A 15,253-nucleotide genomic window follows, 5' to 3' on the forward strand; every position below is an offset into this window, starting at 1 on the left:
AACAACAATCGGGAGCTTTTACTTTTTGTTATTTAAGGATTCATTTAGAAGGTGAAAATTATAGATAGAGATAGATTCACTTTGAGAAGATATAATTATCTCTGCATTAACTTTAAAAACATCATGCAACATTGTTTGTGTAATCACATCTTTAGGAATGCCAAAATCATAGAGACGCCCAGATTTAAGCGCAATAATTTGATCTGAAATCATTGCAGCCTGATTAATATCATGCAGGACTAAGATAATCGTAATGCCCTGTTCCGTGTTCAACTGTTTTAGTAGCTCAATGATTTCAAGTTGATGGTGAATATCAAGATAAGAGGTAGGCTCATCTAACAATAAAACAGTTGGTTGCTGAGCCAATGCCATAGCAATCCAAGCCCGCTGCCGTTCTCCTCCAGACAAACTATTAACAGCTCTTTCTGCTAAATTTATTAAATTTGTTAGTTTAATAGCCTCTTCTACAATAGCTTGATCATCTTGATTTAAACGTTCAAATTTCTTTTTGTGAGGAAAACGTCCATATTCGATTAATTGTCGAACTGTAATCTCAGGATTACTCTCATTTTCCTGCATTAAGTATGCAAGCTCTCGAGCAAATGGCTTTCTCCCCCATTTATGAATATTACTACTTTGAAATACTATCTCTCCATATGTAGCCTTAAGTTGATTTCCAATAGCTTTTAAGAACGTACTTTTGCCACAACCGTTCGGTCCAATAATGCTATGAATCTTTCCAGCCTCTAACTGAATTGTTAAATCCGAAATAACTTCATTAGCCTGATAACCAATATGAACATTTTTTATCTCAAACATCACAGAGTCCTCTTCTTTCGTAACAAATATAAGAAAAACGGAGCACCGATGCCCCCCATTATAATACCTACTGGGAGTTCAATTGGCGCAAAGGCAACTCTGCCAATGGTATCTGATAAGCAAAGAACTGCTACGCCTAATAACGCTGATGCTGGAAGTAAAATCTTATAATCATTACCTACGAGAAGCCTGGCTGCATGTGGAACAATCAATCCAACAAAACCCAGGAGACCTACTATACTGACAGCACTAGCTGCAAGCAACGCACTTATTGCAATAAACCACAAACGATATCCTTCCGTATTTAGCCCAAGTGATTTTGATTTAGAGTCACCGAGTAACAGTACATTCATCCTCTGAGCACTGAGTATGGCAAGCGTCAAACCAATAAGACTATAGGGAACAATAATCTCCACTTGCTCCCAACTTTTTGCAGATAAATTTCCTACCATAAAGGAAACAGCCCCCTGTATACGATCACTATAAAAAGTATAAAGAGCATTCACCCCAGCATTTAAAAAAGCAGAAGCTGCAACGCCAGCTAGAACTATCCTCATTGGAGAAGCTCCTCTGTCCCAAGCTAGCAAGTAAATAAGCAAAGATGTTAACATCGCTCCAATGAATGAGACGGGAACCAACAAATGCGAATAAGCAGGGAAAACCAAAAGTATTGTTATTCCGAATAAACCTGCACCAGAGGAAACGCCAATAATGTGAGGATCAGCCATTGGGTTACGCATGACACCTTGCAGTATGGCACCAGATAGCGCTAAATTTATGCCTACGAATACGGCCACAAGTGTTCGTGGCAACCTGATATTCCAAATGATATCGTAGTATTCTGAGGCACTGTCACCAAATAAGATACTTAAAATGGATTTTATATCCACCGAGACCGCGCCGGTCCCTAGACTAAACATAACACTAAATATAGCTAGGAATAGAAAGCAGATGGTGACGAAGGCCTTCCAGCTTTTCCTTTTTCTAAAACCCTTATTATCATTCATCATAATTTTCTAGAAAGTTCAACATACAAATTGAACTCACATCTTTCTCTAACTTCCTTCTTGGAGTGTATCCGATAAGGAAAGCTGAAAAACTATCATTCTTCATCTAACTCAGCCTCCATTAAACCTCATACTAATTTTTATGATAGTACACTTCTTTCTATTAGCTGTAAAATTAGTCCGAATACGAATACACTATGTCCGCCATATACTTATATGAATCGACCACATCGACTCCCGGCGCCATAACAAATTTATTTGTAGGTAAAAAGTATAAACGGTCATTGGTCACAGCAGAAAGAGACTTCCAGGCTGAATTCGATTTATAATTATTTTCAATTATTTTTACCGCATCTTCATCCGTAGTGTGGGAAAGAATAAACAAATAATCCGGGTCGACCTCCACCATAGCTTCCATACTAAATGGGATAAAACCTGCCATAACTTCTCCTTCTAACGATTCTGTCACATTCTTAAGCTTCAACTGATTAGCAATATCAACTCCAATTGTAGGACCCTGCTCCACAAACGCAGCATCCCCCATAATTGTCATAATCGCATAAGTAGGAATTTCCTTATCATCTGGGATCTGTTCGACAATCTGATTGATTTCTGAATCCATTTCTTTTATTAGTGCTTCAGCTTTGTCCTGATTATCTGTAATTTCCCCCATAAGCAGTGTGTTTTCTCTTATTTCCTCAATTGATTGGGTATTAAGGTTTGCAAAAGCAATCCCCGCTTCCTTAAAGGTATCTCTTAAATCTCCATGCGTGAAACGCTGACCAATCACTAAATCTGGTTTTAATTCAAAGACTTTTTCCATATTAACTTCATGCATAAAACCTACCTTCGGAACATCGATCGCTTCCTCAGGTGGCTCAATAGTAAAAGCATTCGTTATACCAGCGGCTTCACCACCAACTTGGTAAAATGAGTGAAGCACTTCATCTTTTAATATGACAATATATTGTGGTTTTTCTTGAAGTGTAACAGTTTCCCCATCAAAATCTTCAAAGGTTAGGTAAGGTTCAGAAGATTGTTCAGTACTTTCCTCCACTTTTTCATGGGACTGTGAAGTATTTTGGCAACCACTTACTATTACAGCAAATAGTAAAAGAATGACAACATGTTTAAATAACCGTTTCATTTTCTTAGCTCCTTTTTCTTTAGAAGTTTTTATTTCTTCATAATGGTTTAATGAACCAATATTACGTAAGCTTTATTTTATTGGGAATTTGTGAAGTAAAGATGAACTATTGGTTATTTTTTATAGCATTTTTTCGACAAATCAAACTAATTGTTATATTGCTCCAGGTAACAACAAAAAGGATCTTCGCTCTTTGTTGCTAACCTTATTCTACCTGCGGCAAAGTTTTTTGAGTATATTGGTAAGGTATGTATCCTGATGTATATGAAGAACAGGACCAGAAAGTAATAAGAAAAATAGACATTAATTCTAAATAATTCGTATACAAAAAGAACCGAGAAAGCGTACCTTTCGTACGTCTCTCGGTTCTTTTAATAACATTAATTAACCTATTCCACCGTCACACTTTTAGCAAGGTTACGTGGTTTATCTACGTCACAGTCACGGTGTAGTGCTGCGTAGTAAGCCAACAACTGCATTGGTACAACACTTGCTAGTGGTGTTAGCAATTCATGAACATGCGGGATAACGAATGCGTCTGTATCCTGCTCTAGTCCCTTCATGCTGAATACCATTGTGTTTGCTCCACGGGCAGCAACTTCCTGCACGTTTCCGCGGATGGACAAGTTTACATTCTCCTGTGTTGCGATTGCAATAACAGGTGTTCCTTCTTCGATTAAAGCGATGGTACCATGCTTTAATTCTCCGCCAGCAAAGCCTTCTGCTTGGATATACGAGATTTCTTTTAGTTTCAGTGAGCCTTCCTGACATACATGGTAGTCAGTGCTACGACCAATAAAGAATGCATTTCTAGTTGTGCCGAGGTTTTCTCGAACAAGTTCTTCAATGGCTTCTTTTTGATCTGTTAGGACTTCCATTGCATTCGCAACAATCGCAAGCTCTTGCATTGGATCGAAGTCCAACTCAAGTTCTTTTGCTTGTGCTGTATCTACTGCAAGAATTGCTAATACTGCAATTTGAGCAGTATATGCTTTTGTAGATGCTACCGCAATTTCAGGACCAGCATATAAATTTAAAGTATAATCTGCTTCACGAGAAAGGGTGGATCCTGGCACGTTTGTAATCGTTAGTGCTGGATGTCCCATTTCTTTAATTCTAACTAATACAGCACGACTATCCGCTGTTTCACCACTTTGAGAAATAAAGATAAATAATGGCTTTTCAGATAGCAATGGCATGTTGTAAGAGAACTCACTTGCAATATGAACCTCAACTGGGATGTTAGCAAGTTTTTCAATGAACTCTTTCCCAACAAGTCCTGCATGATAACTCGTACCTGCAGCAATGATATAGATGCGATCACAAGCTTTCATTGCCTGGCGTACATCTGCATCAAGCTTCAGTTTGTTATCTTCTGTCTGATATTCTTTAATGATTCGGCGCATTACGAAAGGCTGCTCATCGATTTCTTTTAACATGAAGTGAGGGTACGTTCCTTTTTCAATGTCACTAGCATCAATATGAGCTGTGTATGGGCTGCGTTCCACTACTGTGCCATCAAGCTTTTGTAGCTCGACACCGTTACGTTTAACAAGAACGATTTCTTTGTCATGGATTTCCACATACTGATTCGTAACCTTCAATGTCGCCATTGCATCACTTGCAACCACATTAAAGCCATCACCCAGACCTACAAGTAGTGGGCTTTTATTTTTAGACACATATAGTGTATCTTCATCTTCGTTATCAATTAGACCGATAGCATAAGAGCCTTTTAAAAGTTCCATTGCTTTACGGAATGCTTCAATAGTTCTACCAGTTTCAGCAAATAGCTTCTCTACAAGCTGTACAATGACTTCTGTATCTGTTTCACTAACAAAGTTTGCGTCCTGAAGGTATTCCTTTTTAATTTCTTGGTAGTTTTCAATTACACCATTATGAACAAGTGTAAATCTTCCAGACGTGCTGCGGTGTGGATGTGCATTGTCTTCACTTGGCACTCCATGTGTCGCCCAGCGCGTATGGCCAATTCCCATTGTTGCATGAACAGAGTTATCTACGCGTTCACGAAGCGCAGCAATACGACCTTTCACTTTAAAAAGGTTAATTCCTTCATCATTTAGCACAGCAATTCCCGCTGAGTCATACCCGCGGTACTCCAGCTTCTCAAGTCCATTTAATAAAACGTCTTTTGTATCATTTTGTCCAATATATCCTACAATTCCACACATAATTAGTGGGCCTCCTTATACGTAAAAGGGGCAGACAAACAGACCAATATATTTTGTTATAGAGGAGCGTTTTACTGCCCCTTTCTCGTGTTTGTTGTATGTCATCTTGTTCCTTTTTCCTTTGTCCAATAAGTTACCTTACTGTTTTAAGAAAAAGCATAACGATTGGGATGTACAACCGGGAGGCATCCGCCGAAATATCGATAACCTCCGACCTCGTCAACTATTATTCCTTACCGTTCGGAAAATAGTCCTGGCGCTTTGTCATTCCTTTTACTAGCTATTCTCCTTTCTGTTTCAAAATACTTCCCCAAAATTGGGTACACCACATTTTAACCTTTCCAATAATTGAAAGTCAATCGTTTTTTGTGGTGTGAAATATTGTATGCCCTTTCATTTAAACCTGTTCTTTTTCGCTTTTCCAACAATTAAGAAAGAATAATCACATCATTAGCCCATTTGACATAGGTATAAGAAAAATGTGTTTAGGGAGAGGTAAAAATGAAGCACGGGGACGCAAACAAAATGCATATGGAGCAAAAGCCAATTGACCAGCCAGGCTATGTAAATCAAATGCCTGCAGCCCATACCGAAATCTATCCAATGGCTGTTCCACAACCAACCGCTTATATGACACAGCTTGACCCAGTTTTTGTCCAGCATCTGAGTAGGCACCAAGGACAGCGGATGGCATTAATGACAACAGCAGGAAGAATTGAAGGGGTAAATGCAGGAGTTGCTGTGGATCACATACAAATTAATATCGATGACCGTTCATTGCATATCAGACTGTCCCAAATTATTTATTTTGAAGGGCCGCTCGCTTCCTATCGCTAATGGGGGCCTACCAAAATTGCTTATTGCCTTTATATAGATGGAGCGTGCAATAAGGAGCAATGATCCAAAGTAAAGCCGCAACGGTAAGTGTTACGAGCCAGAAGGGATTTGCTTCAATCGTTAACATACCATCAAAAAATAACGTAATCCCACTAAGTAACAGGAAAAATATTGTGGTTAAAGCAGCATAAGCTGTCATAGCTCCAAATAGGTAAAGCAAAGTGCGGTTTCGTCTAATTAATCCCTCGCGTACAGGAAAGCTTCTACGTTCCCTGGTAGATTTCTCGGTGCGCAGAATGTGCCAGCTTTTTTGTTGTATAGCGAGTTCCCACCCATCCTTTTGTAACGGTGCAGAGAGTGGGTTTTTTTCATTTTTTTCATAGGCAATATGATAATGAATTGAATTGGATTCGGTTTTCTCCTCAAATGCGAACGTACTGGTTACTATATGAATGGTCTTCAGGTAATAGCCATCTTGAGCCATACTATCCAACCAGTTTTCCGTTTTCTTAATATCAAAGCTCCAGAATGGACGAAAGACTCTTTTCACAACCATCACCCTCCCAGATTTCTTTATACTATAATACTCCTTGTGGTGGATAATTATGACAGCCTTGGGGTTGTATGAGGGTGAATCAACTAAGATCGCCGTGTTATCAACCAACATTACTGGCCTATCGACCACGACCACCACTCAATCAACCATATTCTTCCACAAAAAAGCAGCACAAAGATCTATCCTTTGTACTGCTTTTCGTTCACGCTCACTTATCCTATTGATGCTTTTCAAGGAATTCGAGCATTCTACTATATACGTTAATCTCATTTTCTTTTTTAGAGAAGCCATGTCCTTCGTCTTCTAGGACGAGGTATTCCACATCGCGTCCTTCTTCTTCAAGCTTGGCCACGATTTGATCTGATTCTTCTTTCACTACACGTGGGTCTTTTGCACCCTGAATGACAAGCATTGGCTTTTTCATGCCGTCAAGGTACGTCACAGGGGAATCTTTTACAAAACGCTCTTTGTCACGTTCAGGATCTCCTAACCAGCGATCCATGATAGGCTTCCAGTGTGGTGGCACAGAATTCACAAAGGTAAATAGATCAGATGGTCCAAAGATATCGACAACCGCTTTGAAGTATTCAGGATGGCGTCCATGAAGCAATAGTGCCATGTAACCACCATAGCTGCCACCAACTAGGAATAGTTTATCTTTGTCCGCATGGTTGTTCTCGAATAACCATTCAATACCAGCGACACAATCTAGACGAGGACCTTCTCCCCAATCCTGTTCCACTAGCTTCACAAACGAAGAGCCATAGCCAGTGCTGCCACGGAAGTTCGGCGCAAAAATGGTATATCCTCGATTTAAGAAACATTGGAACATCGAACGGAACATTTTACGCTCAGAGGCCTGTGGTCCACCATGTGGCCAGAAGATTGTATAGCCATTATCGTTCTCCGGCAATGCTTTGAATAGTAATCCTTCAATTTCCATGCCGTCAAAGGATTTATAGGAGACGACATCTGGCTCTACCATATCTTTACTATTAACACCGAGCACCCCGTTATTGGTCAGCTGCTCCCAGTCAGTTCCATTTGTTGATTTGAAGATATTTGGAGGAACCGTAGCACTTCTCCCTAACAGATAAACATTACCTGATTTGGTTACTTGCAGCTTATCTATAACATCAATTGGTGTAGTTAAAGTCTCGACTTTATCGGACTCTACATCATAGCGATAAAGGACATCGACAACGCCTTTTTCGGTAGCGAGGTAGAAGCTATTGCTATCTTTATGCCACTTTAACGTTTCTACGCTTTCCCCTTCTATACTAAATACGCTGGAGAATGCTTTTTCTTTTATCTCATATTTCGCAACATAACTATACTCACTTTCATAGTCTGTTACGAAGTAAATAGTGTTTTCATCAACGAAGACAGGATCGAATACAACATGTACTTTTTCCGGATCTGGAGTTAAGTAGTTGATTTCTTCTCCTACTTTGACAAACCCTGTAACATACGTATTGGCAAATGAACGAACATAAACAAATGCCTGTTCATCATCAGATACTGCAGCCAAATCGGTTGGGGAGGTTTCTCCTTCATTTATTAATGTGTCAGTGTCATCTTCCAGGTTACGCACACGTGCATTTAAAAAAGAAGGGTTACCCTCGGATGTCATATAATAAAGGCGATTCCCATCATCACTTAAGTGTGAAAAGAAGTATTTCTCTTCAGCGTCGCCCGTCACAAGAGGCTGTGGCAGTCCACCCGTTGGAGGCAGGGCATATATCTGATGGTTTTCGTCTCCATCTTTATCATAACCGGCCAACACATAACGGCCCTCAGGATCAAATTTCAAAAAGCTAATAGATTCGTCATTATGTGCAAATAGGTAAGGGAAAGTGTCTGGTAAATCCATTCCCCATACGTTCACTTTGCCATTTAAATTAGAGCTAAATAAAAGTTTTTGCTCATCACTGCTTACTGTAAAATTCGTGATTGCATACGTTCTGAAAAATTGTTCCACTGTAGGTTTTGGAAATTGTTTCATCGTATTGCCCCCTTAAAATTTAGAAAATTGTCTCTCTTGCCATTATACCGTATTTATACTGGTTACGGTAGGAATTGCATTGTAATAATAGCTTAGCATGGTTGTAATCTGACAGGAACAGTCCCTGGATTGTTATGACCTCCGGCTAGAGACGGAGGTCACGGGCGTATTAGTTTGCTTGTATAAGCAATTTGGCCAATATGGCTCCGCACATGCATCTTCAACCATCTCTCCTTTTACTTTATTAAACATTCAGAAAACAACTTCTAAAACAAAGGCCGCTTCTCTCTAAGAAGCGGCCTTTTCTATTATTGTTCTTCCATACCTAGCAAGTTTTCGATTAAATCAGCAACACGTTTGACGTGTTTCTCACAATCTTCCTTAGTTGGTGCTTCTACCATTACCCGCACAAGTGGTTCTGTACCAGACGGGCGTACTAATACACGGCCATCTTCACCAAGATCACGTTCTACTGCTTCAATTTCACTTAAAATGCGAGGATTAGTTAAGGCTTCGTTCTTATCCGTTACACGTACATTTTTAAGTACCTGTGGGAAAATAGCCATTTCGCCCGCTAACTCGGAAAGCTTTTTGCCCGTTTCCTTCATGACATTAACTAACTGAAGAGCAGAAAGCATGCCATCACCTGTGGTTATGTAATCAAGGAAAATAATGTGTCCGGATTGCTCACCACCGAGGTTATATCCGCCTTTGCGCATCTCCTCCATTACATAACGGTCACCTACAGAGGTTTTATCACTACGCAGTCCATTTTCTTCTAGCGCTTTGTAGAAGCCAATGTTACTCATCACGGTAGAAACAACGGTACTGTGTCGCAGAATTCCTTTTTCCTTCAAATGCTTCGCACAAATGAACATAATTTGGTCCCCGTCGACGATATTTCCTTTTTCGTCAACAGCAATTAAACGATCTCCGTCACCATCAAAGGCCAGCCCAATGTCCGCTCCTTTTTCCTGTACGAACGTTTGGAGTTTCTCTGGATGTGTAGAACCAAATCCATTATTAATATTAAGGCCGTCTGGAGACGAACCAATTGAATATATGTCTGCTTCAAGGTCAGCAAAAAGGTGTGTTGCTAAGCTAGACGTTGCGCCATGGGCACAATCCACTGCAACTTTTAAGCCGTCAAAATCGTTATCTACTGTATCTTTCAAGAAGGAAAGGTATTTTTGGCCACCTTCAAAATAGTCATTTACCGTACCAACATCTGCTCCAACTGGTCGTGGAAGCTCATCTTCTTCCCCGTCCATTAATGTTTCAATTTCCTTTTCTTGGTCATCTGTTAACTTAAAGCCATCTGGACCGAAAAATTTGATCCCATTATCTTCAACAGGGTTATGGGAAGCGGAGATCATAACACCAGCCTGTGAGCTTGTCGCTTTTGTTAAGTAAGCTACTCCAGGTGTTGAAATAACCCCTAGACGCATAACTTCAGCTCCTATAGAAAGCAGCCCTGCAAGCAAGGCGCCCTCTAACATATGGCCGGAAATACGGGTATCTCTCCCAATTATAATTTTTGGGCGTGGTGAATCTTTCGTTAAAACATGTCCTCCAAAACGTCCTAATTTAAAAGCAAGTTCTGGTGTAAGACCTTTGTTTGCAACTCCGCGAACACCATCTGTTCCAAAATATTTTCCCATCTCTTTTCTCTCCTTTATATCCATATCTACCTGGTTTATTCCGTTATCTCAATAGTGGCTTGTTCAAATTCAGGTATTACTTCTACCCCTTCAGGTCCTTCAACTGAAATAGGGACTTCATGTTCTCCTGGCTCCAAACCACTAAGGTCGATGAAAAATCGGAAATCATCTGCAGTTATTCCATCTACGTCTTCCTGGCTACCACTGATTGTTACATTCATTTCTCCATTTTCAGGATCAAGGAAGGTCGACTCAAGCTCGTCCCCTATTCCTTCAGTCTCGATTGGCAACGACTCAATTGTTCTGGTTTGCTCTAGTTCCACGGAGACCTCAATGGTTCCGTTACCTGGTGCACTTGCTCCATCAGGCAAGGTTATATCTGCTTCAATGGTTCCAGACTCTGTAATTTGAGAAAGATCTATTTCTTCTGTATTAACTGTCTCAATGTTTTCAAGAACATTACTTCTGCCATATACTTCAATTTCCTCTACATTAGCAGAAATCGATGTAAGAGAATAGCCTTCTGGCAATTCGCCGTTCGTCTCAACACTCAGTGGTACAGTCTTACTTGGATTGTCAATTTCTGCAGATACCACTACATTTTCAGGTTGCACATTGACACTCAACGCGTTCCCTTGATTATCGTATACATTCACAGGCACTTCTCTTGTATCCACATCACGATCAAGTCCTGATAAATCCACATAGACCTTGACAATGCCAATTCGGTCAATAACACTTTTAGCACTAGTTATAGTGACAGTACTCGGGTCTACCATATAATCGCCAAGCTCATACCCTTCGGCAAGCCCATTTTCATTTAAGAAATCAACCGTTACATCAAACTCTTTCGTGCCTTTTTCTTCTATTACCACGTCTATATGTTTTGGTTCAATTTGTGCATCTATATCAGGAGAAATCGTATGTTGAATTTCTACCGCCTTATGTTCCCCCGCTTCAAACCCTTCCAAATCAACAAAGACCTTAAAGTTACGATTGGTAATAACTGGGGTTAAAATTCCTGGTGATCCCTGCATATAAACTGTCACACTTTCTGGAACACCACTTACTACATAGTTATCTGAATCTATTTCTATTTCAACTGGTACGTCCCTCATTGTCTGAGCGTCATCTGATTGACTTGGGAAGGTGGAATCTGATGCTGTAGGCCGATTTGTTTCAACATTAACAAAGATATAGAGCAAAACTGCTAATGCCAGAGCTATTACACGAACAAACCATTTACTTCTAAACCAGTTATCCATTCTTTTTCCCCCTCCATTTCCAAGACTTCTTTTCAGAGGTTTTCAGATTTAAGGATAAATTATCTTTCAGCATATTACGTAGCTCTTCTGCCTCAAGTTCCCTGTGAAGCTCGCCATTTTTCGTACAAGATATATTTCCTGTCTCCTCCGACACCACAATTGTAAGCGCGTCGGTAACTTCACTAATTCCCATTGCCGCTCTATGCCTTGTCCCCAATTCCTTAGATATAAAAGGACTTTCAGATAGTGGGAGATAACAGGCTGCCGCGACAATTTCTTCAGATTTAATTATCACTGCGCCATCATGTAATGGGGTATTTGGGGTGAAGATATTTGTTAACAGTTGATGTGTCAGCTTACCGCCAATTGGAATACCCGTTTCTGCATAATCACCAATCCCTGTCTCTCGCTCAATAGAAATAAGGGCACCAATACGGCGCTTTGCCATGTAAACACAGGATTGAATAATCGCATCTATATTCTGTTCAATAATCTCTTCTTCTGACCGGGACCCACGCCCAAATATGTTTCCTCGTCCTAATTGCTCCAATGCTCGGCGTAACTCAGGCTGGAACAAGATTATAATTACAATAAGCCCCCACCTAATGGCTTGGTTGGTAATCCATTGAATTGTCTGTAATTCTAAAACGATACTGAGCAACCAAACAGCCAAAACAACAGCAATCCCTTTTAATAGCTGAATTGCCTTTGTACCTCTGATAAGCATGATCAGTTTGTATAATATATACCAGACAAGAGCAATGTCCACGCCAATTCTCAGGAGCTGTAAAAGATCGAATCCCCCATCAAGCATATGTATCCATCCTTTTGCACATCATTTTCGTTCCACCGTTCTATAGATAGTAACGTTTACTATTATAACATAATTCGGCTTTAGACATGTGTAGAAAACTGTAGTGAATATAATACATCTCATTAAGGTGTGTAGATAAACATATCTCATTTGGCTTGATAGGTTACTCTCTTGTTAATAATTTACAGACTGTGTGGTTTCCTTATTATGCTTGATCAATTAAGACCCGGTTTGGTTTCATAACTGCAAGCAATTCTAAGAGAAATCCCAAGTCCACTTACTGTGAACTTGGGATTGAAATTATGATTTAAAATGCAAAGATACTTCTAAACAAATTTTTCAAATTGTACCATACCCATTCAAAAATTTGGTCAACATGCTTTAACTCCCCATTTACTCCTCCGGCAGATGCCATTAACCCTTCGCTTTCAATCGGGTTTTCTATAAGCTTGCCATTAATGAGGGTAACATTACCGTTAATGGTTCCCTTAATCACAAGGTTTCCATTCTTAACAACTAAATCCCCTTCTACCGTAACGTCTTCAGGCACGATTACAGTGTCTCCCTCAATAACAAGATTATCTTGTTTGGAAACGACCAATTCACTATCTTGGTTCCATGCTGAAAACACACCACTCATCATAAAAATTAAAAAGAGGGCAGCCGCCGTAATAATCGGGTGTGCTTTAAACCAGCGCCCGTATTTCATACGCTTTTTCTCAGTCGGAAGTCGATTCATCACATTAGCAGTAAAATTAGCAGGCGCTTCTATATGTTCCGTACTTTGAAGCAGCGTGATCGTCCGCTTCAATTCACGAAAATGTTTTTGACAGGCTTCACAATCTTCTAAGTGAAGCCGCAGTTTTTTCTCTTCTTCATTGGATATATCCCCGTCCAAGTATTTATGCATTAGCGAGGACGCTTCATGATTACATTCCATGTGAATCACACTCCTTTACACGTGACGAAGCCTTTTCCGTAAAGCTTCTCTCCCTCGATGAATCCGGGTCTTCACGGTTCCTAATGGAATATCCAGAATGTCGCTGATTTCTTGTAGCGAGAATTCTTCCAAATAACGCAACATAATTACACTGCGGTATTTTGGAGGGAGCTCTGAAATCTCTTGATGTATATAGCGCTGCAATTCCATACTTTCCACTTCTTCGCCAGGCAAACGACCTTCATCGGCCATCTGCGAGTACATATTTAACCCTTCCGTTCCTTTAATCTCCGCATCTAGGTAATAATCCGGCTTTCGTTTTCGAATTCGGTCAATCGTTAGATTTGTAGCGATTCGGTATAGCCATGTGGAAAATTTCCGTTTTTCATCAAAAGAATGGATGTTAACATATGCTCGAATAAAAGCTTCCTGTGCTATATCCTCCGCCTCGTGCGCATTACCAAGCATTCGATAACAATGCTGATAGATTTTGCTCTGAAAAAATGAGACAACATCTTCAAAAGCAGATTGGTCCCCTTTTTTCACTTTTTTTATTTTCTCTCTTATAAATTGTTCCATACAAGTACCTCCGCCAATCATGCGGTATTTATCATACGTTTTCTATGTAAAAAAGGTTTCAATAAGAATAAAAAAATTTTTTAGGTTTATCATTCCAATTAAATGGGTAGTTTCTTACTATACATTATACTAAATAGGAGGAAAGATTTGTGTGTAATTCAACACTTTTACAAAAAATTGAACAATGTCGTGAAGAAATGCTTAATTTAAGCAGGTTTCACTCTTTAACTTCAGAAGCTGTTGTTACCTCCAGTGTAAAATTAGACCAACTAATAAACGAGTATCAAAACAACAAATGACTGTAATCATAATCATTCTAAAACAGCAAGGTGTTAACTATAAATAGAAAAAGACATTTAATCCCATGAAGGAATTGAATGTCTTTTTTGTATGCTTTTGTTTTATTTTAATTTTTCGCCGAACAAAGAACCCATTAGCGCCACTGCAGCGATAGCTGTTTTATTCTTTTCATCCAAAATCGGATTTACTTCGACAAATTCTGCTGAAGTAATGCACTCCGCTTCTGCGAGCATTTCCATAGCCAAATGGCTCTCACGATAGGTCATTCCACCAATAACAGGAGTACCGACACCAGGTGCTTCTGATGGATCTAATCCATCGAGATCAAGACTTAAATGAATTCCATCCGCCTTCTTTTTTAAGTATTGAATTGCTTCTTCCATGACAGCCGGCATACCCATTCGATCAATCTCATGCATGGAAAATACCTTTATCCCTCTATCCTGAATTAACGCTTTTTCACCAGGATCCAATGAACGTGCGCCAATAATAACAATGTTATCCGGCTTGATTTTAGGTGTATATCCAGCAATATTAGTTAACCTTTCGTTGCCAATGCCTAAGCTGACAGCCAGCGGCATACCGTGAATGTTTCCAGATGGAGATGTAGCTTCAGAATTTAAATCTCCGTGCGCATCATACCAGATGACGCCAAGGTTTTCATAATGCTTCGATATTCCTGCTAAACTGCCAATAGCGATACTGTGATCTCCTCCAAATACTAATGGGAAATGGCCCACTTCAATTTCTTTATCTACCATTTCTGCAAGCTTCTCATTTGCCTCAATTACTTGTTCAAGGTTTTTCAAATTGCTTTCATCTTGATCTGCTTGCTCCATTGAGGGTCTATTTATCGGAATATCTCCCAAATCATGTACGTTAATATTTAGTTCCTGCAGCTTCTCAATTGCCCCTGCATAACGCAGAGCACTTGGCCCCATATCTACTCCACGTCTACTTTGACCTAAATCCATAGGAACCCCAATAATAGAAATATCTTTCATCATGTAAGCGCCTCCTCTAGTTCTATTGTAGCCAAAAACGAGGAGGTGACTCAACTCCACATTTAGATGTATATATATACAAAGGATTGAGGTTAAGGAGAAATTGCTTAGAGTGTGGAGCGGTTAT

The 15,253-nt window shown here is 39.8% G+C and carries 14 protein-coding genes; 2 read left to right on the forward strand and 12 right to left on the reverse strand.

Annotated elements, in window-relative coordinates; all coding sequences use genetic code 11:
* Positions 1-18: 18 nt before the first annotated feature.
* The 4 genes from BN985_RS01680 to glmS form a co-directional block, all read right to left on the reverse strand.
* Positions 19-819 carry an ABC transporter ATP-binding protein gene (locus tag BN985_RS01680; protein WP_042220720.1) on the reverse strand — a complete coding sequence of 267 codons (801 nt, stop codon included), beginning with the start codon at positions 817-819 and terminating at the stop codon, positions 19-21.
* Positions 819-1,826: a FecCD family ABC transporter permease gene (locus tag BN985_RS01685; protein WP_198029958.1), complete on the reverse strand. Its 1,008-nt coding sequence runs from the start codon at positions 1,824-1,826 to the stop codon at positions 819-821. Before BN985_RS01685 ends, BN985_RS01680 begins: the two co-directional genes overlap by 1 nt.
* Before the next feature lie 175 nt (positions 1,827-2,001).
* A complete protein-coding gene (locus BN985_RS01690) occupies positions 2,002-2,973 on the reverse strand; it encodes an ABC transporter substrate-binding protein (RefSeq protein WP_042220723.1) in 972 nt (323 codons plus the stop codon).
* A 389-nt stretch (positions 2,974-3,362) separates the two neighbouring features.
* A complete protein-coding gene (gene glmS, locus BN985_RS01695; protein WP_042220724.1) occupies positions 3,363-5,165 on the reverse strand; it encodes a glutamine--fructose-6-phosphate transaminase (isomerizing) in 1,803 nt (600 codons plus the stop codon).
* A 501-nt stretch (positions 5,166-5,666) separates the two neighbouring features.
* Here glmS and BN985_RS01700 point away from each other — a divergent pair.
* Complete coding sequence (locus tag BN985_RS01700; protein WP_052360583.1) at positions 5,667-6,002, forward strand: DUF2642 domain-containing protein; 336 nt, start codon at positions 5,667-5,669, stop codon at positions 6,000-6,002.
* Between the two features lie 7 nt (positions 6,003-6,009).
* On the opposite strand, the gene BN985_RS01705 is transcribed toward BN985_RS01700, so the two are convergent.
* From BN985_RS01705 to sigW, 7 genes are all read right to left on the reverse strand, one after another.
* Positions 6,010-6,552 (reverse strand): DUF2812 domain-containing protein, encoded by a 543-nt coding sequence (locus BN985_RS01705; protein WP_042220725.1) that lies wholly within the window; start codon positions 6,550-6,552, stop codon positions 6,010-6,012.
* 223 nt (positions 6,553-6,775) lie between these two features.
* A complete protein-coding gene (locus BN985_RS01710; RefSeq protein ID WP_042220726.1) occupies positions 6,776-8,563 on the reverse strand; it encodes a S9 family peptidase in 1,788 nt (595 codons plus the stop codon).
* Positions 8,564-8,871: 308 nt separating this feature from the next.
* A complete protein-coding gene (glmM, locus tag BN985_RS01715) occupies positions 8,872-10,224 on the reverse strand; it encodes a phosphoglucosamine mutase (protein ID WP_042220727.1) in 1,353 nt (450 codons plus the stop codon).
* 35 nt (positions 10,225-10,259) lie between these two features.
* Positions 10,260-11,489 (reverse strand): CdaR family protein, encoded by a 1,230-nt coding sequence (locus tag BN985_RS01720; RefSeq protein ID WP_042220728.1) that lies wholly within the window; start codon positions 11,487-11,489, stop codon positions 10,260-10,262.
* A complete protein-coding gene (gene cdaA, locus BN985_RS01725) occupies positions 11,482-12,303 on the reverse strand; it encodes a diadenylate cyclase CdaA (protein ID WP_042220730.1) in 822 nt (273 codons plus the stop codon). Before cdaA ends, BN985_RS01720 begins: the two co-directional genes overlap by 8 nt.
* Positions 12,304-12,610: 307 nt before the next feature.
* Positions 12,611-13,243 (reverse strand): anti-sigma factor family protein, encoded by a 633-nt coding sequence (locus BN985_RS01730; protein ID WP_042220731.1) that lies wholly within the window; start codon positions 13,241-13,243, stop codon positions 12,611-12,613.
* Between the two features lie 15 nt (positions 13,244-13,258).
* Complete coding sequence (sigW, locus tag BN985_RS01735; protein WP_042220733.1) at positions 13,259-13,822, reverse strand: RNA polymerase sigma factor SigW; 564 nt, start codon at positions 13,820-13,822, stop codon at positions 13,259-13,261.
* Positions 13,823-13,971: 149 nt separating this feature from the next.
* On the opposite strand from sigW, the gene BN985_RS01740 reads away from it, so the two are divergent.
* Positions 13,972-14,121, forward strand: coding sequence for an aspartyl-phosphate phosphatase Spo0E family protein (locus BN985_RS01740; RefSeq protein ID WP_156960055.1), 150 nt, complete (start codon positions 13,972-13,974; stop codon positions 14,119-14,121).
* Between the two features lie 102 nt (positions 14,122-14,223).
* On the opposite strand, the gene rocF is transcribed toward BN985_RS01740, so the two are convergent.
* A complete protein-coding gene (gene rocF, locus BN985_RS01745) occupies positions 14,224-15,126 on the reverse strand; it encodes an arginase (RefSeq protein WP_042222835.1) in 903 nt (300 codons plus the stop codon).
* Positions 15,127-15,253: the final 127 nt, after the last annotated feature.

Origin of the sequence: Oceanobacillus manasiensis (assembly GCF_000724085.1) — a bacterium.
GTDB lineage: Bacteria > Bacillota > Bacilli > Bacillales > Amphibacillaceae > Oceanobacillus_B > Oceanobacillus_B manasiensis.